Source organism: Faucicola osloensis (assembly GCF_020041925.1).
GTDB classification, from domain to species: domain Bacteria; phylum Pseudomonadota; class Gammaproteobacteria; order Pseudomonadales; family Moraxellaceae; genus Faucicola; species Faucicola osloensis_D.
In genome coordinates, this window is sequence record NZ_CP083409.1 from 1,150,002 (window position 1) to 1,169,752 (window position 19,751).

Sequence of the window (19,751 nt, forward strand, 5' to 3'; positions counted from 1 at the left end):
TTATAAGATACTATAAGATATGAGCCGTGCTAGACCCTATGATTTGACTGTTAATGAGGCAACCATGAAAAAATTAGCAATGACCGCAATCGCCGCCGCTATCGGCTTGACCAGTTTATCAACTCAAGCTGCAGATTTTGTAGCGGGTCAAGACTATAAGGTGCTTGCAAACCCAGAGAAAATTGAAGGCAATAAAATCATTGTTCGTGAATTTTTTTGGTATGGTTGCCCACACTGCTACAAATTAGAACCTTACATGGCACAGTGGTCAAAAAAATTGCCAGCTGATGTGGTGTTTATGCAGACGCCAGCTGCGATGAACCCTGTGTGGGAACAAAACGCCCGCGGTTTTTATGCCGCACAGTTATTAGGTTATCAAGGCAAAACCCACCAAGCAATGTTTGACGCCATTCAAAAAGACCGTCAAAAATTGTTTGACCAAACCTCTATCGGCCAATGGTACGCATCAAAAGGCGTGGATATCAATAAATTTAACAGCATGTACAATTCTTTTGCAGTGAATACCCGTATCGCACGCTCAAAAGATGCGGCGCAGCGCTTCCAACTATCAGGGGTACCTGCGGTTGTGGTTGATGGCAAATACGTTGTTGAGGGTGAGGATGGTAAAGTGCCACAAGTGGTTAACTATCTCATCAATAAAGCCCGTGCTGAGCGTGGTGGTAAATAACTGTTTATTTACGTTACTTACTTTTAATTTTCATATAGCAGTTGTTATTTCTAAATATTATTCGAATTTGACGTAAATCATCAGATAAGGCAATGTAACGCATTAATTTAAGAAGTCAATGAGTTACATTGTTTAAAAATAAATAAAAAATGCTTTACTTTTGTAGTGCTTCCTACATTTACCAAAATTATTTTAGATTTTACGGGTGACTTTTAGTATTGAAGCACCAACATCCACATACTTTTTTCCAATTTATCAATTAATTTTCTTCTGTATTAAATACATCTTAGTAATCTACTCTGCTTTTAACCCTTGTACGGGTTGAATATTTGCCGCTTTGTAAGCAGGATATATGGCGGCAAGCACAGACACTAGTATGCTTCCTATGACGACTAGCAAAATTTCACCTGCTTGGGGATTTGAGGGCAACTCAGTGACAAAGTAGGTACCAAATAAATCTAAGTTAAAAGTAGTATCTACCCATCGAGAAATTGTGCCAATCGACATTGCTAAGCCCAATCCCAACAATCCTCCCGTTAATGCGCCAATTATTGCAATTACACTGCCTTGGAATATAAAAATTCTAACTATCAGATTGCGGCTAGCTCCTATAGTTTTTAGGATAGCTATTTCACTAGTTCTTTCAGTTACCATCATAATTAGACTAGAAACTAAATTAAAACCTGCTACCAAAATAATAAAAGCTAAAATCATCGCAATCATTGTCTTTTGCATTCTGAGTATTTTAAACATATTACCATTAGTCATCGTCCAATTTTGTGCACTTAAGCCTTGCTTTAGTTGGATTGCTTTCTCAGCGGTCTGAGGCGCTTTAAATACATCTTTGAGCTTGAAACGTAAACCCTGAGCTCCTTGTGGCTGATTCAAGATTGCATTGACCGTTTCCATAGGTGCATAAGCGAAAATTTTTTCTGAGTCAGATCTTAATTTATAAATCCCAGAAACAGTAAACTGATTGTAGCGAGGAATAACGCCAGATGCCGAATTTGTGCCTTGGGTTAGAATAACAGTAATTTGATCTCCTAGCTTGACTTTAAGGGATTCCGCCAAAGCCTTTCCAATGATAATATTATTTTTTTGTTGAGATAAACTTTCAAAATTACCCTCTATCATTTGATCATCTACGATAGATAATTTTTTTTCGTATTCTGGTATAATACCACTCAAGAGTATAGTGGAGACGCCACCCTGTGGTGTACTTACCATGCACTGTGTACGACTAAAAGGGGCAATCATTTGAATATTGCTATCTTGCTGTTGTGCTTGAATAGCTAAATTTTGCCAATCGGGCAACCGATTAGGCGAAAATACAGCAACTTGAGGTAATATGCCTAAGATTTTAATTTTGGTTTGTTGTTCAAAACCGTTCATTACTGATAATACAATAATAAGTACCGCCACTCCTAAAATCATTCCAAGCATTGATATTAAAGAAATAAAAGAAATAAATGTATTAGAATTTTTAGCAGAAACATTGCGTAAACCAATGTAGGCAGCAATAGGACGGAACATAAAGATTTCCTAAATATACAATGGGCGATATAATATCGCCCATTGTAGATAATTCGATAATTGATAACAATTAGAATGTTTGGGTTAATTCTAGATTAAGGTTGTTTTTTGAGTACTCTTCAAAAGCACTATTACTTTTCACTTTATGATAATTCCAAGATAAACGCGGCGTAAGCTTAAATAATGTAAGATCACGCTTCCAAAGGCTTAAGCCTAAATCATACTCTTTATTTTTACGCTGAATACCTATGAAGTCTTGAGGCGCATCATAATCTCTTTGAGCATAACCCATAGATAAACGTGTTGAAATACCATGGTTCCATGCTTCTCCCCACCCTAATCTAATACCTACACGGTCATAAGAATCGCCTTCATAACCTTTATCATTATCCCCTTTTACATAATCAATACTGCCTGTCAAAGAACGAGTCTGTTTAGGCAAGTAAACAAGTGAATTTGAAAAAAGTTTAGAATTCATGTCATTAACATCGTATGCATCTTCATACCGCAACTGGGCAAGCTGTGAAAAATTTTGATACATTAATTTTGGTGTAACCCAATGATTGTAACTTAAGTTTAATGCTTTATTTTGATAATATTTCTCTAATTCACCTTTGTTTTCTGTACGAGATACGCCACCGCCATACCATTCTTGAGTCAACGAAGGATAAAGTTCTAACTCAGTTGTCGCATTTTGATAGCCAATCCCTAATCCAACATTTGCATTGACTTCATTGAACTTATGATTATCCCAATAATATTTGCCATAGATATTTGAATGTAAAGGCACATAATACCGATCATTGATTAACCACTTTTTATTCGCTCCGATACCATAACCAATGCCTTTTCCTTCCTCATGTGGCTGGGTATTAACTAAAGGTACATTGCCATTTGTTAAGGTGGTACCAACAGCTGAGGCATTGGTCAAATTATCATCATTTAAGAAACTAAAATTAAAGTCAAATACCCATCGTTCATTACTATCAACCGCTCTAATGTATTGATTAATACTTTCTATTTCTTTTGGATCGGTTAAGCTACTTCGAAGTTTTTCCAGCTCATTCTTAGCCGCTTTGAATTGTTTGTCTTGATATAAGGCATAAGCTAATTGAAAACGCAATAATCTAATATTGGGTAACACTGCATTAACTTTACGAAATAAATGAATTGCATCAACCACTCGACCTTCCTTCATCGCAATGATGCCTTTTCCCCATTCAACCACTGATTCGTCTCGCTGTGGATACTGGGCATAAACAGGTATCAAATCTCTTAATGCATCAGCATCTTGACGAAAAATCAAATACGAAAGGGTTTTTTCCATTTCCTCTGGATTATTTTTAAGATATTCAATAGAGGCCTTCTTATCCATTAATTTGGGCAGGTTACTATTGGTAGTGCTAGAATTAGCGCTTTCTACCGTAGTAGACTGAGTAGCGGATATATTTTCTTCAGCATAACTTTGTAATGGCAGTACAACACAGGTAAATAGCATTGGGTATTTTACTAGCGGTCGGTAAAATGATGACAAATGGGTAGTAAACATATGTAAGCCTATAAAGGAAAGATGATCAAAAAATGTGTTCCATTATAACAATCTCTACGATTGAAAGACTAGATTATTACAAAATCTTTATCCACATAAATATTATAGCAATAAAAAAACGGCTAATAAATTAGCCGTTTTTTACAAGAATCATTAACAATGATTTTGATTAACGTTCGTTAGAAGAAACGTTTCCGCTTGTATCTACAGGAGCTACGATATCACGTTTCGCACCGAATACTCCACCCCATGCTGAATTACCATACTTCTCTCCTTCAAGCGCGTTTACAGCACCGCCCAACTCTTGAGCCGCATTGCCATAGAAAGATGCTTTAAGATCGCCCGTTCTATCAGTAACACTAGAAGAAACAGCATTTGTAAGCGTAGAAGTACCTACCACAGTATTACCGGTAACATTACCACTAAATGTAACTAGTGGGTTTTGAACGCCATTAGTATCATTAGTAAATTTAACATTATAGATATTACCCGCTAATTTTTTGTCTTTAACGTTATACTGAGCTGCTACAAAATCACCCAAGGTAGTAACCTTTTGACTATCACCTACAGAGTTAGACTCAGGATTAGCAGCTGAACCACTTGCACCATTCAAACCGTAAGTCAATGCATGTCCATAATAATTATAAACTGCATCCTGCGGTAACGCTTTCATCTGAGCTAGCGTAGTTTCATTTAAACCACGATAGAAGTAAGTGTTAACTGCATCTTTCGCATTAAATGCGCGAGCTTCTGTACCGACAAATTGTTGACCTTTCGCAACTGAACCTACAGTAGCAGGATCTAATGCATCAATATTAGTACTTACACGACCATACTGTACATTATCTAATTTAATGTTTTGTAGATTAGCCGTATTTGCATAAGTCATGGCGCCTGTGGCATTAGACGTTGATGACACAGCACGGTACGAGTTAGTAGCTGCTTTATTAGTATAGACGCCATCTTTGTCGAATGCTTTTGAACCAAAGATACGAGTATCAGTAGTATCATTTGCCGTTTCTACATTAGTACTTTCTACTGTACCCAAAGTGAAGGCGTTCGAAGTAGAAGTTTGATGGTATAAGCCTGCTGAATCAGCTGGCTTGGCTAAATAAGTCTGCGGTGCTGTAATTACAGTATCATTACGCACTTGTAGCGAGCTATTGTCAACTTTAATTGGTTTCACTGCAGTAGCAGCGCGTGTCTCATCAGTAAAAGCTATGGTATTGTAGGCAACTGCTGCTGCTGCATCATCACCATTGATTTTACCAGCGTAACGGCTTACATCTACTACTTGATCATTATACACTTCACGACCTAAAACAATATTTTTCATGTCTTTGTCTTGAAGGGTTTTGCCACCTAAAGCAAGCGGTTGACTTTTATTAGCGGCGTCTTTATTAGCCACATAGTCAAAGTTTGCTTGTGCGTTACGATTGTAGTTTTGTCCAACAACGCTTGGGGTTTCTGCAATCTTAACACCGTTAATAACTGGGTTTTGCGTTACATCACCTGCGCCAGGATTGGTGCTGGTTGTACCGCTGGTCGCAGTAGTACCTGAAGTGGCTGTAGTACCGCTAGTTGCAGTAGTGCCTGAAGTCGCTGTAGTACCTGAAGTCGCTGTAGTGCCGCTAGTTGCAGTAGTACCTGAAGTCGCTGTAGTACCGCTAGTTGCAGTAGTACCTGAAGTCGCAGTGGTAGGCGTGCCTGGTGGAGTAAAAGTTCCTGAACCATCACTATCGCTGCCGCCGCAAGCAGTCAATGCAGTCGTTGATACTACGCTCATAATCGCTAGAGCTAAATATTTCATTTTCATCTGGAATTCCTTATGATTGGGGAGACAATCAAAAACTCAAAAAAATAAATCATAGCGATGTTAAGGCATGAGTTTTTGTAATGTTACAGTGTTTTTGCTATCTGTAAGTAGGATAATAGCAGACTTTTTTCTATATCGTCAATATATTTACAATTTATTTACCAAATTTAGCTTATTATTTACAAATCAAATAAATTTAATTAAAAACAAATACTTATGAGAAAATTCTAATGATAATTATTTAATATCTGCGTCAATATACGGCAAAGATTGAATTTAAATATTTTTCACTATTCGCATAATAATATTCATCATAATTGTATTGATTATGTATTTTAATATATTTCAAAGGTTAAATTTGTTGCTTTAAATTAACTTACTATTCATTACAGTGAAACTTGCCGGCGGCTTCTTGTCATTTGCCAATCGGATTATTGTCTCGAAAGCAGTTTCCAAATTTTTGGCATATCTTACTGTATCGAATAAGGGATGCTCATCTCGATTTGCAATTAATTTGGCTCGAATTGTCGCTAATTTTGTGGGATGGCGGGCTAGTTCGATTGCAAGCTTTTCATAATCCGCTCGATTCTCGGTTATAAGTTCGGTAAGACCGCATGCGTTTAGTAAGCTTGCAGCGACTCGAGAAGCAAAAGACTGTCCCATGCAGGTGAGCACTGGCAAACCTGTCCATAATGCATCACTTGTTGTGGTATGTGCATTATAGGGTAGCGTATCTAAGAATAAGTCCGCTAGCGTATGACGGGCTAAGTGTTCTGGAATCGAACGTCTTTCTGCAAATATTAGACGACTGGCGTCAACCCCCGCCATAGAGGCTTGGTGCTTAAGGTTTGCCTCAGTTTCAGGTTCATCTTTTAATAGCCATAGCACGCTGTCGGGGACAGCTTGAAGAATTCGCATCCACACCGAGAATGTCTCTGGCATTACCTTGTAAGGATTGTTGAAGCAACAATACACAAAGCCTGATTCTGGTAAACCAACTTCCGCCCTACTCGGCACAGTATCACCAATTATCCGATGTCGATCGTTAGGCTGATAGGTATGAGGCAATCTAATGATTTTTTCACTATAAAACTTTTCAAGGTGTGGTGGAATGAGAGTATTATCTGCAATGATATAATCAATAAAAGAAGCACCCATTGTGCCAGGAAAGCCAATATAATTTATCTGGATAGGGGCAGGACGGTAACTAAAAATACCTGTTCTTGAGTGGGTAGTATAGCCTTTTAAATCAATGACAATGCTAATATTCTGCGCTTGAATATGCTCAGCAATGCTCTTATCATCCCAGTCTGATACCTCATGAAAATGCTCAAAGGCATTTCGTAAGCGAATACGCCATTCGTCTTCAATATTTTCACCATACGAATAGGCGTAGATTTCAAAACGTTCTTTATTGTGTACTTCAAATAACTCTGCCATCAAGATAGCTGTGGCATGGTTATAAAAATCGGCAGACACATAAGCAACCTTAATGCGCGATTGAATTTGCTCAGTAAAATCAAATCGCTCAGTCGTTAAGGGCTTTTCGATGAAGCCATTGCGCTGTACATAAGACTCAGCACAGTATAATTGTTGCTGAGGCGCATCACATGCCGCAACAAAATCAAAGGGCGCAGCAATAGGATATCTAGCATCCATGCTCGTTATCATCTGTTCAGTCAAATCGGTAAGATTATTCCAGTCTCCGATTTTTGTTTTTAAACCAAATAAAATACCTAGTAACTCAGGATAGTGAGGGTCAATTTCGGCAGCTTTTTCAAAGCTCTTAATCGCTTGTGGATATAGGCGTTGCTCTCTATAAGCATAACCTTTCATAAACCAAAAATATACAACATCAGGGGTTTTACTAAGGGCAGTATCGCATAGCTCAACAGTTCTAGTATAAGCACGCTTCCAATAAGTTGTGTATATCAAGTCATAATAGATATTAGGATAATCTTCATAGGCTGACAAAACACGCTCAAAACAGCGTGACGCAATGTCAAATTGCTTTTGCTCTTTTGCTAAGGTGCCGATTTGATGAAGATCATTAATGTTTGGGTCATCTAGTTGAAAGCCTCTATCAAAACATACCACTGCCTCGACAGTTTTATCCTGTAGCATTAATAGGTTAGCCTTGTCATACCAGATATCCGCACGTTTGACCGTCATTGCCAATGCTTTGTTTAACCAAATCATGGCATTATCTAAATCACCTTTCGTCCAAAATGCCCTTGCCATCACCACCATCACATTAATAGATTTTGGTATAGGCTTTAATTGTGAGTATTGCAATATATTTGGTGCAGTATCTGTAGTTGGCAAAACGTCATTTGTTAAATCATTATTAAGCAATACGTTGTTAACAGCGGAAGATTTTGTTTGTGTCGGGTTCATTGAAAAAATGTCATATCAGAGATTTGTAGTTGATTATAATAGATAGTTGGCAAACTACAAAACATTTACAACCTTAATCAATTGTAAATTATCAGAAGTATTAATGATCCGCTGGCGTGCCGCCCTGTGCCACAATCCAATTTTCTAACTCTTTGGTTTTTTCATCCAATAGCATTTTATCACCGCTTGCTTCAACATTGAGACGAATCAGTGGCTCAGTGTTGGAAGCGCGGACGTTAAAGCGCCAGCGTGGAAAATTGACCGACAAGCCATCGAGTTTATCAAGGGTCGCCGTTTGGCTATCAAATTGTTGGTAGCTTTCTTCAAGTTTTGCCAACACCGCGGGCGCAGTGATGCCGTCTAATTTAAAGTTAATCTCACCTGAGATGGGAAAAGCGGCAATCATCTCATCAACCAGTTGCGACAGTTTTTTTGGCGCTTCTGTTTTGCCTGATTTTGATAATAGCTCAATCACCAATAACCACGGAATCATGCCACTATCACAGTAGTTAAAATCGCGAAAATAATGATGCGCAGACATCTCGCCGCCATACACTGCGTTGTTTTCACGCATGACTTGTTTGATGAAAGAATGCCCTGACTTACTGATGGTCGCTTTGCCACCGGCCGCCGCGATGACGCTTTCGGTATTTAAGATATTGCGCGGGTCATAGACAATCGCCTCGGCAGGATTTTTATCCAAGAAAGCTTTGGCAAGCACCCCCACTACATAAGTGCCTTCCAAGAATCGAGCGTTTTCATCAAAGAAAAAACAACGATCAAAATCGCCATCAAACGCAATCGCTAAGTCCGCTTTCTCTGCCAATAGCTTGTCTGCCGTCACTTTACGGTTGGCAATAATCATGGGATTGGGAATACCATTGGGAAAACTGCCATCGGGCGCATGATTGATTTTGATAAAATTAATAGGCGCGTTGGCAGCTTGTAAACGCTGCTCAAGCAAATCAATCGTTGGCGCGGCACTACCGTTGCCACAGTTGACGACCACTGTCAAAGGTCGTAACGCGTTGACGTCAATATAGCTTATCAGATGGTCGATATAGGCGGTTTTATCTTCTTTTAACTGATACTCGCCTTTACTGGCTGCCGCTTTGAACGCGCCTTTTTCTGCGATTTGTTGAATATCTGCCAAGCCGGTGTCCGCGCTAATGGGTTTGGACTGTTCACGCACCAATTTTAGCCCGTTATAATTAATGGGGTTGTGACTGGCGGTTACTTCAATACCGCCAATCGCGCCATAGTGGCTGGTGGCAAAATACACTTCTTCAGTGCCTGTCATGCCCAAATCAATCACATCAATACCTGCATCTAATATGCCTTGTATGGTGGCTTTTTTAAGGGCTGCACTACTGGGCCGAATGTCACAGCCAATCACAATCGCTGGTTTTTGCTGATTTGATAGCGGTTCACTTAAAAATTGGGCGAAAGCACGTCCGATACGGTAGGCAATGTCCTCGTCAAGATTTTTACCGAGTTCGCCGCGGATGTCATAGGCTTTAAAAGACGAAATTGTGATGGGAGAAAAATCATTCATATACGTGGCTCATGGGATTAAGAATTAAGAATGTCATTCAATTAACTGTTAATTACTCACAATCAGTTATTCACTGGCAATGATCAGCTATCACCAAACACATCGCGGCTATACACTTTTGCCTTGACGTGCGCTAATTCGGGATGTAATCGGTTCGCGACAATCACGTCGCTCGTTTCCAAAAAACTTGCTAAATCATTGACTACGGGACAATCCATAAACTGCAGTGACGACAGACTGGGCTCATAGATTTGTACATCAATGGCATGTTGTTTGAGCAGTTCAATAATGTCCAAAATTGCAGAGTCTCTAAAGTTATCGGCATCTTTTTTCATACTTAATCGGTACACACCCACGGTATTAGGCTGCTTGGCGATAATTTGACGGGCGATAAAGCGTTTGCGGGTATTGTTGGCATCCACCACCGCATGAATCACATTGGCAGGAATCCCTTCATAATTGGCTTTAAGCTGTTGGGTATCTTTGGGTAGACAATAGCCACCATACCCAAATGATGGGTTGTTGTAATGCATGCCAATCCGCGGGTCTAAGCTGACACCGGTGATAATCGACTCACTATCAAGCCCCATGCTTTCGGCAAAGCTATCTAACTCGTTAAAAAATGCAATGCGTGTTGCAAGGTAGCTATTGGCAAATAGTTTGACCGCCTCTGCCTCAGTGGGCGGCATGATTTGGCTTGGGGTGTGGGTTTGTTCGCTGGCAGTTTGGTATTGGGTTATTAATTGGTGGCAAACATCTTGCAGCGCTGGCACATGGTTTATATCACAGCCAACGATAATACGTGACGGATGCAGGTTGTCATATAACGCTTTGCCTTCCCGCAAAAACTCCGGCATAAACAAAATACGCGTATCAAACTTTGCCTGCATGTCACGGGTAAATCCAATCGGCACAGTCGATTTGATCACAATCGGCACTTGTGCGTTGTGAGCGCGTACGGTTTGGATACTGGCTTCCACCGATGAGGTATCGAATTTGCCAGTGGCGACATCGTAGTTGGTCGGTGTTGCAATAATCACTAAATCTGCGGTTGAAAAATCCGCCTCACTCACCAACTGCGCTGTTAAATTCAAGGACTGGGTTGCCAAGAACTGCGCAATCAACGCATCGTCAATCGGCGACTCTTGCTGTTGTAATTGGGCAATTTTTTGGGCATCGATATCGACCAAGGTGACTTGGTTAGCGAGTTTAGGCTGGGCTAAAAGTACCGCATTGGACAGACCGACATAGCCTGCCCCAATGACAAAAATAGTTGTAATCATGGGTGATGAAACCTTACAAATCGCAGCAAAAATTAGCGAAGCCGTCGCGTATTTTTAGCCTTGATATTTCTTATATTTTTAAATTAGGTAAGTTTGTGCCAATATCACTATAGTTTGACAAAATGGCATAGCAATGACAACGATTATTTTGCCGCATCTGTGTTTTAGGTATTTGTATTTAAAGCCTCTGTATTTTAGGCATCTAGACTGTCAAGGCAAATACTTACCAATGGACTTAGATTGCCATGTCAAATGCGCTAAAATAGCTAGGTCAATTATATTGTGAATTTTTCATCATTTACTATCAATCACCCTTTAGAGATAACGATGCAACCAACTTCCAATTTTGCTGACCTTATTGCCTTAATGGCACGACTGCGCCAAGACTGCCCTTGGGATAAAAAACAAACCAACGATAGCCTCATCCCCTACGCCCTAGAAGAAACCTATGAGCTCGTCGAAGCCATACAATCGGGTGACATTGACGACATCAAGGGTGAGCTTGGCGATGTGCTGTTACAAGTGGTTTTTCACGCTTGTCTATATGAAGAACAGCAGCAGTTTGATATCAGCGAGGTGATTTTCACCTTGCAACAAAAACTCATTCGCCGTCACCCGCATGTGTTCGACAAAGAAAATCTAAAAACCGATGAAGATGTCAAAAAACGCTGGGATGAAATCAAAGCCTTGGAAAATGCCGAAAAAGCCAAACAGGGTAAACTGGTAAACCATCGCCGCACCCTTGATGCGGTCAAGGCAGGCTCAGCGTTAATGCAAGCGCAAGAACTACAAAAAACTGCCAATAAAGTCGGTTTTGATTGGGATGTGGTATCGGGTGCGGTGGACAAATTGGATGAAGAAGTGGCAGAGCTCAAAGAAATCTTACCAATCGATGGTCAAAAACCGACGCCTGCGCAAAAAGCGCTGCTAGAAAAAGAACTGGGCGATTGTTTTTTTGCCCTAGTCAATATTGCTCGCAAACTGGGCATTGATAGCGAAAAAGCGACTTTGACCACCGTGCATAAATTTCGCTCTCGTTTTGGCTTTATTGAAGATGAGCTCGCTAAAATCGGTAAAACCCCTGAAACTGCTAGCTTAGAGGAAATGGATAACTTGTGGGATTTGGCAAAACATCATGAAAAATTTGCATAAGGGGGTTTAGTGGCGACTAGGTTTTAGGGTCTAGTATTATTGACAGCTAATACCCTGTTTACATGCCGTGTACATTTTTTTGGTAAAACAGTTTTTTAGCTAAGTTTGTACTAAGTTTGGGGTGGCATAATAGCTCACATCAACTCATTAAACCCATGTATTAAACCAATTTGGTTAATAGCATTGATTTAATAGCATTGATTTAACACAAGGTTTGATTCGTTTGTTATTGAATCTATCTTGTTTATTCAATCTTGTTGATCCATTACATAAATCGGTATAACAATAATATTTTAAGAGACGACTATGAAAAAAACGCTATTTGCATCCGCCCTAGCCTTGGTATTTGCTTCAACAACTGCTTTTGCAGCACCGGCTGTACCACCTGTACCTGCCCATAACGCACCTAGCCAAAACGTAACTCACAAAAAAGTGGTTCATAAGAATGAATTACACCATAAACCTGTCAAAAAAATTGTCAAAAAACCTGTTAGAAAACAGGTGAAAAAACATTATGTCAAAAAACAGGTCAAAGTAAACCGTGGTCACCATTATGCAGAAGGTCAGCAAAGATAATTTATCCTCGTCTTATTAAGACTTTAATGCATAGTAAAAGCCGAAACCTGACTGGGTTTTGGCTTTTTTATTGCCCAAGATTTATTGTTTCAAAAGTCTGGGCAAGGTATACTGAGTTAACAGGGATTTGACCGTTAAAACAATGATTTTTCGATTATTAGTTGGCTCAATTTTTGCCATTTTATTTCTAGCCCTATGCGCAATGCCCGCACAGGCACAAGTATGTACCCCAACCTTGACGCCCGAGCAGGCTTTTTTGGCAGTGACAAATTTGACAGGGACTAACGGTGGTAGCACAAAATCCTCTGCAAATGACCTTGCCAATTTACCCAAAGTGATTAATATCAATACAGCCAGTGAAGCCGAGCTCACACAGCTTGATGGTATCGGCGCCAAAAAAGCGCAGCAAATTATTTTATACCGGCAAATGATAGCGCCGTTTGCCACAGCGGATGACCTAGCCAACGTCAAAGGTATCGGTAAAGCGACTGTCGATAAAAATCGCCACCGCATCACCACCCAATAGTGATAGCAAATCATGGGCAATCATCACAAGTCTATTCTCATCTTTTATATATTCTGTACTAGCAAGCAAACCGTTTCATCCGGTAGCGCTCACATCCTACAGATAATCAATCAGTAGACAATATTTTTCGCTCACTGGATTTTTTGTAACCGTGAATTAATATCCCTAGTTAGGCAGAAATTTGGTACACTAACCGCTAATAAATTTCTGCCGTTTTCATGGATTTTGGTTACTATACATGGCAAAAAAAACTCGCAAATCACCTAGCACGGCAACCGCTGCTGGCAATACTCTAACCGATTATGTTTTAGATAGACAGTCGGCTCGCCGGGATGCCAAAAAACTGGGCTTAAACAAAGCTGATTTACCCAACTCCATCAAAGAAGTGATTAGCACACTGACGCAGGCGGGTTTTGAAGCCTACATCGTCGGTGGTGGGGTGCGTGATGCCTTGTTAGGCTTAAAGCCCAAAGACTTTGATGCTGTGACCAACGCCACCCCAAACCAAATCAAAGAAGTATTTGGCAAACGCTGCCGCATCATCGGACGGCGTTTTCAGCTGTGTCATGTGTATTCTGGTCGCGATATGATTGAAGTTGCCACCTTTCGCGCGCCGCCTAAGGACAACAATCATCTCACCGAAGACGGCATGATCATGCGTGACAATGTGTGGGGTGATATCTATCAAGATGTGGTGCGCCGCGACTTTAGTATCAATGCCCTGTACTATCAGCCATTTGACGATATCGTTTATGATTTTTGTGGTGGGCTAAAAGATGTTGAAAACCGCACCATTCGTCTGCTCGGCGACACCCAAAAACGGGTGGAAGAAGACCCTGTACGTCTGCTACGAGCGCTGCGTTTTAAGGCAAAATTGCAGTTTGATTTTGACAATGCCTTAAACCAACAATTCAACGCGCAAAACTGGGCATTATTGGCACAAGTATCCCCTCACCGCTTGTACGATGAAACGCAAAAAATGTTCACAGGCGGCTATTTAGTACCGATGTTACCGCTGTTATTTGATTATGGTGCGTTTTCCCAGTTGTTGTTTTATCCACCGACAACTGTAACACCACTACTCAACCAAGTCACCATCAATACCGATAGGCGCATAGGTAGTGGTAAAAGCATTAACCCTGCGTTCTTTTATGCGACTATTTTGTGGGAAAACTATCTGTATTTATTGGATAAGTTTAAAAAGAACACACCATTTAGCGACGCTCAAAACCAAGCCGCCAATAAAGTGTTGGACAAGCAGCGCCAGCACACGGCGATGCCCAAGTTTGCCGAGCAGTTTATTAAAGATATTTGGCTCATGCAGCCAAGACTTGCCCAGCCGCGCAAAAAAAATCTGCAAAAGCTGTTTGAAAATCCGCGTTTTCGGGCTGCCTATGACTTTTTGATGATGCGTGAACAGGTAGAAGCCAAAAACCAAGCGCTTGCCAAACAGCATGGCGCAGCGATTACGTTGGATGATGAAAGCACCAACGGCATGGGACATTGGTGGGCGTGGTTTCAAACCCTAGGTGCCAAACAGCAGCAACAAGCGATTGATGAGTTTGACCTTGAATCGGTACGTTTGCGCTTTGCCAATATTGTCAATCAAACCATTTTTGAGGATGACAGTGTTGCTTACCAAACTAGCGATACGGTGCCTGATAATAAGGCAGACATGGGTAGCGATTTTAGTCATGGAAAGCGCCGCCGCGAACGACGTCGTTTGCCGTTTGCAGCAAGCAGCCAAATCGAGCATGAACTGCTGCAAGATACGGCGCTATCTACCAAAGCGCACAAACCAACACAGCAGCAGCAACTTGAAAAAGCCCAGCTGCAGCAATTATCGCTTGCCACTCACACTAACTCAGCACCCGCTAAATCACTTATCGTAGCGCCAATCACAGCGCAAAAAGATGATGACCACCCTTATCCGCCGACAGTTTCTGCTTTGGTATCAGCTTATGCTGAGACAAACGCACGCCCAAATAGTTCACACCCAAATAATTCGCACCCAAATGATTCACAACTAAGTCGCTCACGCAAACGTGACAAAGCCTATTTATCGGCAGCCAGTGTACCTGCCAAACGTGCGCGACGTACCCCCAGCTCAAACTGGTCGATTTTGGAGCAACGCCAGCAAGCGGATATCACAACATCCGCTAGTGATTTGCGTGGCGAACCTGTCAGCCCAACACCCGTCAAAAAAAGCACCGACAATCAGGCGGTGACTCATACCGATATTGATACTAATATTAGCATTGGCACTGACATTCGCACTGACACTGGCACGGTCAATCATTCGGCTTCCAATGAATCAATGATTGACAGTGGCGTGGTACAGCCAAAGCCAAAGCGAGTGCCACGGACGCGTAAAAAGGCGGTTGCTGATAGCAAATTCTCAGCAGACGCGGTGACTAAGGACGAGGCACCGGCAGCGCCAAAACGCACTCGCAAACGCGCGGTCAAAATCGACGGTCATCAGCCATGATTAATTGCTATATCGGTTTGGGTGGCAATATCGCAAACGCGCTTGGTACGCCAAGGCAGCATATTGCCAATGCTATTGCGGCGTTTTACGCATCGCCGCACTTTGCCAATGTTACAGCATCATCACTGTATCAATCCAAAGCCTTTGGGGTCACCGACCAGCCCGATTTTTTTAATGCGGTGGTAAAAGTTGATACCGATTTGGCACCCTTAGCGCTATTGGATTTTTGCCAAAGTTTGGAGAGCGCTGCCAAGCGCACGCGTTTGCGCCACTGGGGTGAGCGTAGTTTGGATGTCGATGTACTGTTGTATGGTGATGACACCATCAACAATGCGCGTTTAACAGTGCCACATGAGGGCTTATTTGTGCGTAATTTTGTGCTGATTCCGATGCTAGAGCTTGACCCAACCCTTATGGTAAATGGGCAAAAATTGGCAGATTTACCGACCAGTCAACAGTGGCAGGGCTTGGAAAAATTAACCGTGCTTTAACCCATATCAGTTAACATGGTTTTTTGTAAAATTAACAAATTATTGGCGCCATGGATTTGAAATCGCAAAAAATTAAACCATTGATAAAGTAACGTTTTTTGTTTTCCCTATTTCTTGTTTTTGCCTGTTTCTTTTGCCCTTGCTTCTTTTAGCTTTACTTCTTTTACCCTTGATTCTTTTAACCTTGCTTTTTAAAGGAAACCGCATGAGCTACGTTAGCAACCTAGAATCTAACCCCGATTCAACAACTGAGTCAACATCTGCCGCAGCGACGACCAAGCCTAAATTACCTGTGACCTTGTCCACCTTAAACAAACTCAAAGCCAATGGCGAGACGTTCTCGTGCTTGACATGTTATGACGCCAGTTTTGCAGCAGCCATGCAAGTTGCCGCGATTGATACGATTTTGATTGGCGACAGCCTTGGCATGGTAGTGCAAGGACAAACCTCAACCTTACCTGTCACAATCGCAGACATGGTATATCATACCCAAAACGTGGCTCGTGCCAACAGTCATGCACTGATTTTATGTGATTTACCTTTTATGAGTGTCGCCACGCTTGAGCGCGCACTCGATGCCAGTACTGCTGTCATGCAAGCAGGCGCGCATGTGGTCAAAATCGAAGGCGGTGCTGAGCTTGCCAAAATCGTGGCAGTGCTTGCCAACAACGGCGTGCCGACCTGCGTGCATCTAGGCTTGACACCGCAATCAGTGAATGTGTTTGGTGGCTACAAGGTACAAGGCAAAACCGATGCCCAAGCGGAAAAACTTATGGCTGACTGTCAAGCAGTGGTAGAAGCGGGTGCAGCCATTTTACTACTCGAATGCGTCCCTGCTGAACTTGCCAAAAAAGTGCGTGACACTTTCCCAGTGCCTGTGATTGGTATCGGTGCGGGCGTGGATTGTGATGGTCAAGTGCTAGTTATGCACGATATGCTTGGGGTATATACCCGTAAACCTGCCAAGTTTGTCAAAGACTTTTTGACCGACGAGCATAACGAAACCAAAGATATCACCGGGGCGTTTAAAGCCTATCATAAAGCGGTCAAAGAGCGTACGTTCCCAACGCCAGCGCATAGTTTTTAGTAATCATAAAGGCAAAAAAATGCAAGTATTTCATACCATCAACGCATTACGTGACACCTTAAAACCTTTACGCCATCAAGCGGCTGCGCCAAAGATAGCGCTAGTTCCCACGATGGGCAATTTGCACAGCGGTCACGTGACCCTCGTCGAAAAAGCCAAGGAACTTGCCGATATCGTGGTGGTCAGTGTGTTTGTTAACCCAACCCAATTTGGCGTGGGTGAAGACTTTGATACCTACCCACGTACGCTAGAGGCTGATGTGGCAAAACTTACCGAAGCAGGGGCAAATTTTGTATTTGCCCCAAGCGTGGAAGAAATGTACCCAACCTACCCTAATAACGTGCAAGTGCTGTCTGGCGATATTAGCAAAATCTTGTGCGCCAACACTCGCCCTACCCATTTTGATGGTGTCGGCTTGGTGGTGAGTAAACTATTTAATATCGTCCAACCTGACATCGCTGTTTTTGGCAAAAAAGACTATCAACAACTTGCGATTATCCGCCAGTTGGTCGCTGAGCTAAATTTCCCCATTGAGATTGTCGGAGTGGATATCGTGCGTGCTTATGACGGTTTGGCATTATCGTCTCGCAATCAATACCTAAGCGAAGCCGAACGTCAACTTGCCCCCACCTTACAAAAAAGCTTGCAACAGCTTGCCAATGAGTTAAAAACTGCCAATTTTGTCGATTTTGACAAGATTATTGCCGACGCGATTGATAAGTTAAATCGCGTGATGGTGGCTGACTCAGGCTTTAAAGTGGATTATTTGGAAGTTAAAAATCGCTTATTACAACCGCCGAAGCCCACTGATAAAGATTTGGTAATTTTGACCGCCGCTTTTTTGGGCAAGAAAACACGGCTTTTAGATAACCTAGAGTTTATTCGGGAACTGAATCAGGAACTAAATCAAGAATTGGGTAGCGATTTTAATCAACAACCTACTACCGCATCTGTGAAGGATTAACTATGTCAACGCTACAAGTTATCATTGTTTCAGGACGTTCAGGCTCGGGTAAGACATCGGTTCTCAATATTATGGAAGACTTTGGCTATTATCCAATTGATAATTTGCCACTCTCGCTAGTTCCTAGTGCCATTGATAAACTTGTACATGACAGCCAAATTTATAAAATCGCCATTGGTGTGGATGTACGCTCGCCACAAGCGGACTTATCGCGGTTTGCCGAGGTCTATCATAAACTCATAGAGACTTATAGCAAACCGGCGATTAAAATACTGTATGTGACTGCCCAAGAAAGCGTCCTGGTGGCACGGTTTGACGCCACGCGCCGTCTGCATCCGTTAATGGCGGTATCGGGTAATCTACCCAATGCCATCAAAAAAGAAATCGATATCTTAGAGCCGATTGCCATCCGCGCTGATATCAAAATTGACACTAGCCTTCTTAATATCCACCAACTCAAAGAAGTCATTCGCGATCATTTGGGTGTGGATAATGCGGTAACCGTTAATATTTTATCCTTTGGGTTTAAATATGGAGCACCGATTGATGCTGATTTTATTTTTGATGTGCGCACCCTACCAAACCCCCATTGGAAGATTGAACTGCGCAACCAGACAGGGCTAGATGATGATGTCAAAGCATTTTTTGCTGAATATAGCGAAGTAGATGACATGGCGAATGATATTATCGCTTTTTTTAAAAAATGGCTGCCGCCTTTTTTGCACAACAATCGCCATACCGTGACCATCGCTATCGGCTGTACTGGGGGCAAACACCGCTCTGTTTATATCGCAGAAAAATTGGGCGAGTCACTGACCCAATCGCTACCCAAAGAGATGGTGGTACGTATCAAGCACCGTGAAAAAAATCGCTGGTAGCACGTTCTGAATCAACTTTGTACTTATGATTGATAACTTTGAGATTGATAAATGATTAATTTTGCTGAAATGGATATGGCGGTTAGCCGTACCGAACTAAAAAAAGCCCATGAGCGCCTACAGCGACTGGCTGAGCCACTTGCCAATTTGTCAAAAAAACAGATGAAGGCACTGCCTGCCAGTGAGTTTTTTTTGGATGACTTGCTGCAGCTTGCCGATATTACCAGCCATGAAGCACGTAAGCGTCACATCAAGCGTTTGGGCAAATTGCTGGCTGAAGAAGAACCGCATGCGATTGTCGAATTTTTATTTCGCCATACCTTTAGCCCTGAGCAACAAGCCAAAATTGAAAGCTGGCAAACGCGCCTAAATTTGCAAGATGACAATACCTTAAAACAATTTACCAAAACTTTTTTTGACAGTGAATTCAACACCATCAAGCAGCTACTGATTTGGATTGCCTACGCCGAATACACCCAAGATGATGAATTGATGAATGAGAGTGTGGCTGATTTGCACACTTATATCCGCCAAGTGGCGATTTTGTCCAAAGGTAAATAGTCGGACTGATTGCCAGTTTTTTAACCACTTATCCCTATGTGGCTTGGCTAGTGGGTATAGCGGATGACTGTATGAGTGATTTATCCGCTATGCATTATGAGTAATTTATCTGCTAAGCATTGGGTTATCCTATGAGTCGATTTTTTACTGGCAAAGCTATTTTCATCATAAAATAACGTAAAATTGCTTTTATTTTATAGAGTGAGC

16 protein-coding genes are annotated in these 19,751 nt (G+C 41.7%); 10 read left to right on the top strand and 6 right to left on the bottom strand.

What is annotated here, in order from left to right; translation table 11 throughout:
• Positions 1–64 precede the first annotated feature (64 nt).
• Positions 65–688 (top strand): thiol:disulfide interchange protein DsbA/DsbL, encoded by a 624-nt coding sequence (locus tag LAJ61_RS05050; RefSeq protein ID WP_224054695.1) that lies wholly within the window; start codon positions 65–67, stop codon positions 686–688.
• A 294-nt stretch (positions 689–982) separates the two neighbouring features.
• Here LAJ61_RS05050 and LAJ61_RS05055 read toward each other — a convergent pair whose 3' ends face one another.
• The 6 genes from LAJ61_RS05055 to LAJ61_RS05080 form a co-directional block, all read right to left on the bottom strand.
• A complete protein-coding gene (locus LAJ61_RS05055; protein ID WP_224054696.1) occupies positions 983–2,221 on the bottom strand; it encodes a lipoprotein-releasing ABC transporter permease subunit in 1,239 nt (412 codons plus the stop codon).
• A gap of 70 nt (positions 2,222–2,291) precedes the next feature.
• On the bottom strand, positions 2,292–3,770 hold the full coding sequence (locus LAJ61_RS05060; RefSeq protein WP_224054697.1) for a surface lipoprotein assembly modifier: 1,479 nt from the start codon (positions 3,768–3,770) through the stop codon (positions 2,292–2,294).
• Positions 3,771–3,939: 169 nt separating this feature from the next.
• The gene (locus tag LAJ61_RS05065) at positions 3,940–5,586 is read right to left on the bottom strand and encodes a transferrin-binding protein-like solute binding protein (protein WP_224054698.1); all 1,647 of its coding nucleotides are present in this window, start codon (positions 5,584–5,586) and stop codon (positions 3,940–3,942) included.
• Between the two features lie 366 nt (positions 5,587–5,952).
• Complete coding sequence (locus tag LAJ61_RS05070; protein ID WP_224054699.1) at positions 5,953–7,983, bottom strand: O-linked N-acetylglucosamine transferase, SPINDLY family protein; 2,031 nt, start codon at positions 7,981–7,983, stop codon at positions 5,953–5,955.
• A gap of 100 nt (positions 7,984–8,083) precedes the next feature.
• Positions 8,084–9,538, bottom strand: a complete 1,455-nt coding sequence (locus LAJ61_RS05075; protein ID WP_224054700.1) for a phosphohexomutase domain-containing protein — start codon at positions 9,536–9,538, stop codon at positions 8,084–8,086.
• 83 nt (positions 9,539–9,621) lie between these two features.
• A complete protein-coding gene (locus LAJ61_RS05080) occupies positions 9,622–10,821 on the bottom strand; it encodes a nucleotide sugar dehydrogenase (RefSeq protein ID WP_224054701.1) in 1,200 nt (399 codons plus the stop codon).
• A 327-nt stretch (positions 10,822–11,148) separates the two neighbouring features.
• Between LAJ61_RS05080 and mazG the strand changes: the two genes are divergently transcribed.
• The 9 genes from mazG (at position 11,149) to yjgA (ending at position 19,544) form a co-directional block, all read left to right on the top strand.
• Positions 11,149–11,973 (top strand): nucleoside triphosphate pyrophosphohydrolase, encoded by an 825-nt coding sequence (gene mazG / locus LAJ61_RS05085; protein WP_224054702.1) that lies wholly within the window; start codon positions 11,149–11,151, stop codon positions 11,971–11,973.
• A 306-nt stretch (positions 11,974–12,279) separates the two neighbouring features.
• Positions 12,280–12,549, top strand: coding sequence for a hypothetical protein (locus LAJ61_RS05090; protein WP_224054703.1), 270 nt, complete (start codon positions 12,280–12,282; stop codon positions 12,547–12,549).
• A gap of 202 nt (positions 12,550–12,751) precedes the next feature.
• On the top strand, positions 12,752–13,075 hold the full coding sequence (locus LAJ61_RS05095; protein WP_224054704.1) for a ComEA family DNA-binding protein: 324 nt from the start codon (positions 12,752–12,754) through the stop codon (positions 13,073–13,075).
• 343 nt (positions 13,076–13,418) lie between these two features.
• On the top strand, positions 13,419–15,563 hold the full coding sequence (pcnB, locus tag LAJ61_RS05100; protein WP_472776721.1) for a polynucleotide adenylyltransferase PcnB: 2,145 nt from the start codon (positions 13,419–13,421) through the stop codon (positions 15,561–15,563).
• A complete protein-coding gene (folK, locus tag LAJ61_RS05105; RefSeq protein ID WP_224054706.1) occupies positions 15,560–16,054 on the top strand; it encodes a 2-amino-4-hydroxy-6-hydroxymethyldihydropteridine diphosphokinase in 495 nt (164 codons plus the stop codon). The genes pcnB and folK overlap by 4 nt, the downstream gene beginning before the upstream one ends.
• A 205-nt stretch (positions 16,055–16,259) precedes the next feature.
• On the top strand, positions 16,260–17,141 hold the full coding sequence (panB, locus tag LAJ61_RS05110; RefSeq protein ID WP_224054707.1) for a 3-methyl-2-oxobutanoate hydroxymethyltransferase: 882 nt from the start codon (positions 16,260–16,262) through the stop codon (positions 17,139–17,141).
• A 19-nt stretch (positions 17,142–17,160) separates the two neighbouring features.
• The gene (gene panC / locus LAJ61_RS05115; protein WP_224054708.1) at positions 17,161–18,105 is read left to right on the top strand and encodes a pantoate--beta-alanine ligase; all 945 of its coding nucleotides are present in this window, start codon (positions 17,161–17,163) and stop codon (positions 18,103–18,105) included.
• Between the two features lie 2 nt (positions 18,106–18,107).
• A complete protein-coding gene (gene rapZ / locus LAJ61_RS05120) occupies positions 18,108–18,983 on the top strand; it encodes an RNase adapter RapZ (RefSeq protein ID WP_204155222.1) in 876 nt (291 codons plus the stop codon).
• A gap of 51 nt (positions 18,984–19,034) precedes the next feature.
• On the top strand, positions 19,035–19,544 hold the full coding sequence (gene yjgA, locus LAJ61_RS05125) for a ribosome biogenesis factor YjgA (protein WP_007116564.1): 510 nt from the start codon (positions 19,035–19,037) through the stop codon (positions 19,542–19,544).
• Positions 19,545–19,751: the final 207 nt, after the last annotated feature.

Bases quoted from the DNA above. Each gene is read 5' to 3' on its own strand.
- yjgA (WP_007116564.1), top strand. From the start codon at position 19,035: ATGATTAATTTTGCTGAAATGGATATGGCGGTTAGCCGTACCGAACTA.
- LAJ61_RS05055 (WP_224054696.1), bottom strand. From the start codon at position 2,221: ATGTTCCGTCCTATTGCTGCCTACATTGGTTTACGCAATGTTTCTGCT.
- LAJ61_RS05090 (WP_224054703.1), top strand. From the start codon at position 12,280: ATGAAAAAAACGCTATTTGCATCCGCCCTAGCCTTGGTATTTGCTTCA.
- LAJ61_RS05095 (WP_224054704.1), top strand. From the start codon at position 12,752: ATGCCCGCACAGGCACAAGTATGTACCCCAACCTTGACGCCCGAGCAG.
- rapZ (WP_204155222.1), top strand. From the start codon at position 18,108: ATGTCAACGCTACAAGTTATCATTGTTTCAGGACGTTCAGGCTCGGGT.
- LAJ61_RS05060 (WP_224054697.1), bottom strand. From the start codon at position 3,770: ATGTTTACTACCCATTTGTCATCATTTTACCGACCGCTAGTAAAATAC.
- LAJ61_RS05080 (WP_224054701.1), bottom strand. From the start codon at position 10,821: ATGATTACAACTATTTTTGTCATTGGGGCAGGCTATGTCGGTCTGTCC.
- LAJ61_RS05065 (WP_224054698.1), bottom strand. From the start codon at position 5,586: ATGAAAATGAAATATTTAGCTCTAGCGATTATGAGCGTAGTATCAACG.
- panB (WP_224054707.1), top strand. From the start codon at position 16,260: ATGAGCTACGTTAGCAACCTAGAATCTAACCCCGATTCAACAACTGAG.
- mazG (WP_224054702.1), top strand. From the start codon at position 11,149: ATGCAACCAACTTCCAATTTTGCTGACCTTATTGCCTTAATGGCACGA.
- LAJ61_RS05050 (WP_224054695.1), top strand. From the start codon at position 65: ATGAAAAAATTAGCAATGACCGCAATCGCCGCCGCTATCGGCTTGACC.
- panC (WP_224054708.1), top strand. From the start codon at position 17,161: ATGCAAGTATTTCATACCATCAACGCATTACGTGACACCTTAAAACCT.
- LAJ61_RS05070 (WP_224054699.1), bottom strand. From the start codon at position 7,983: ATGAACCCGACACAAACAAAATCTTCCGCTGTTAACAACGTATTGCTT.
- folK (WP_224054706.1), top strand. From the start codon at position 15,560: ATGATTAATTGCTATATCGGTTTGGGTGGCAATATCGCAAACGCGCTT.
- LAJ61_RS05075 (WP_224054700.1), bottom strand. From the start codon at position 9,538: ATGAATGATTTTTCTCCCATCACAATTTCGTCTTTTAAAGCCTATGAC.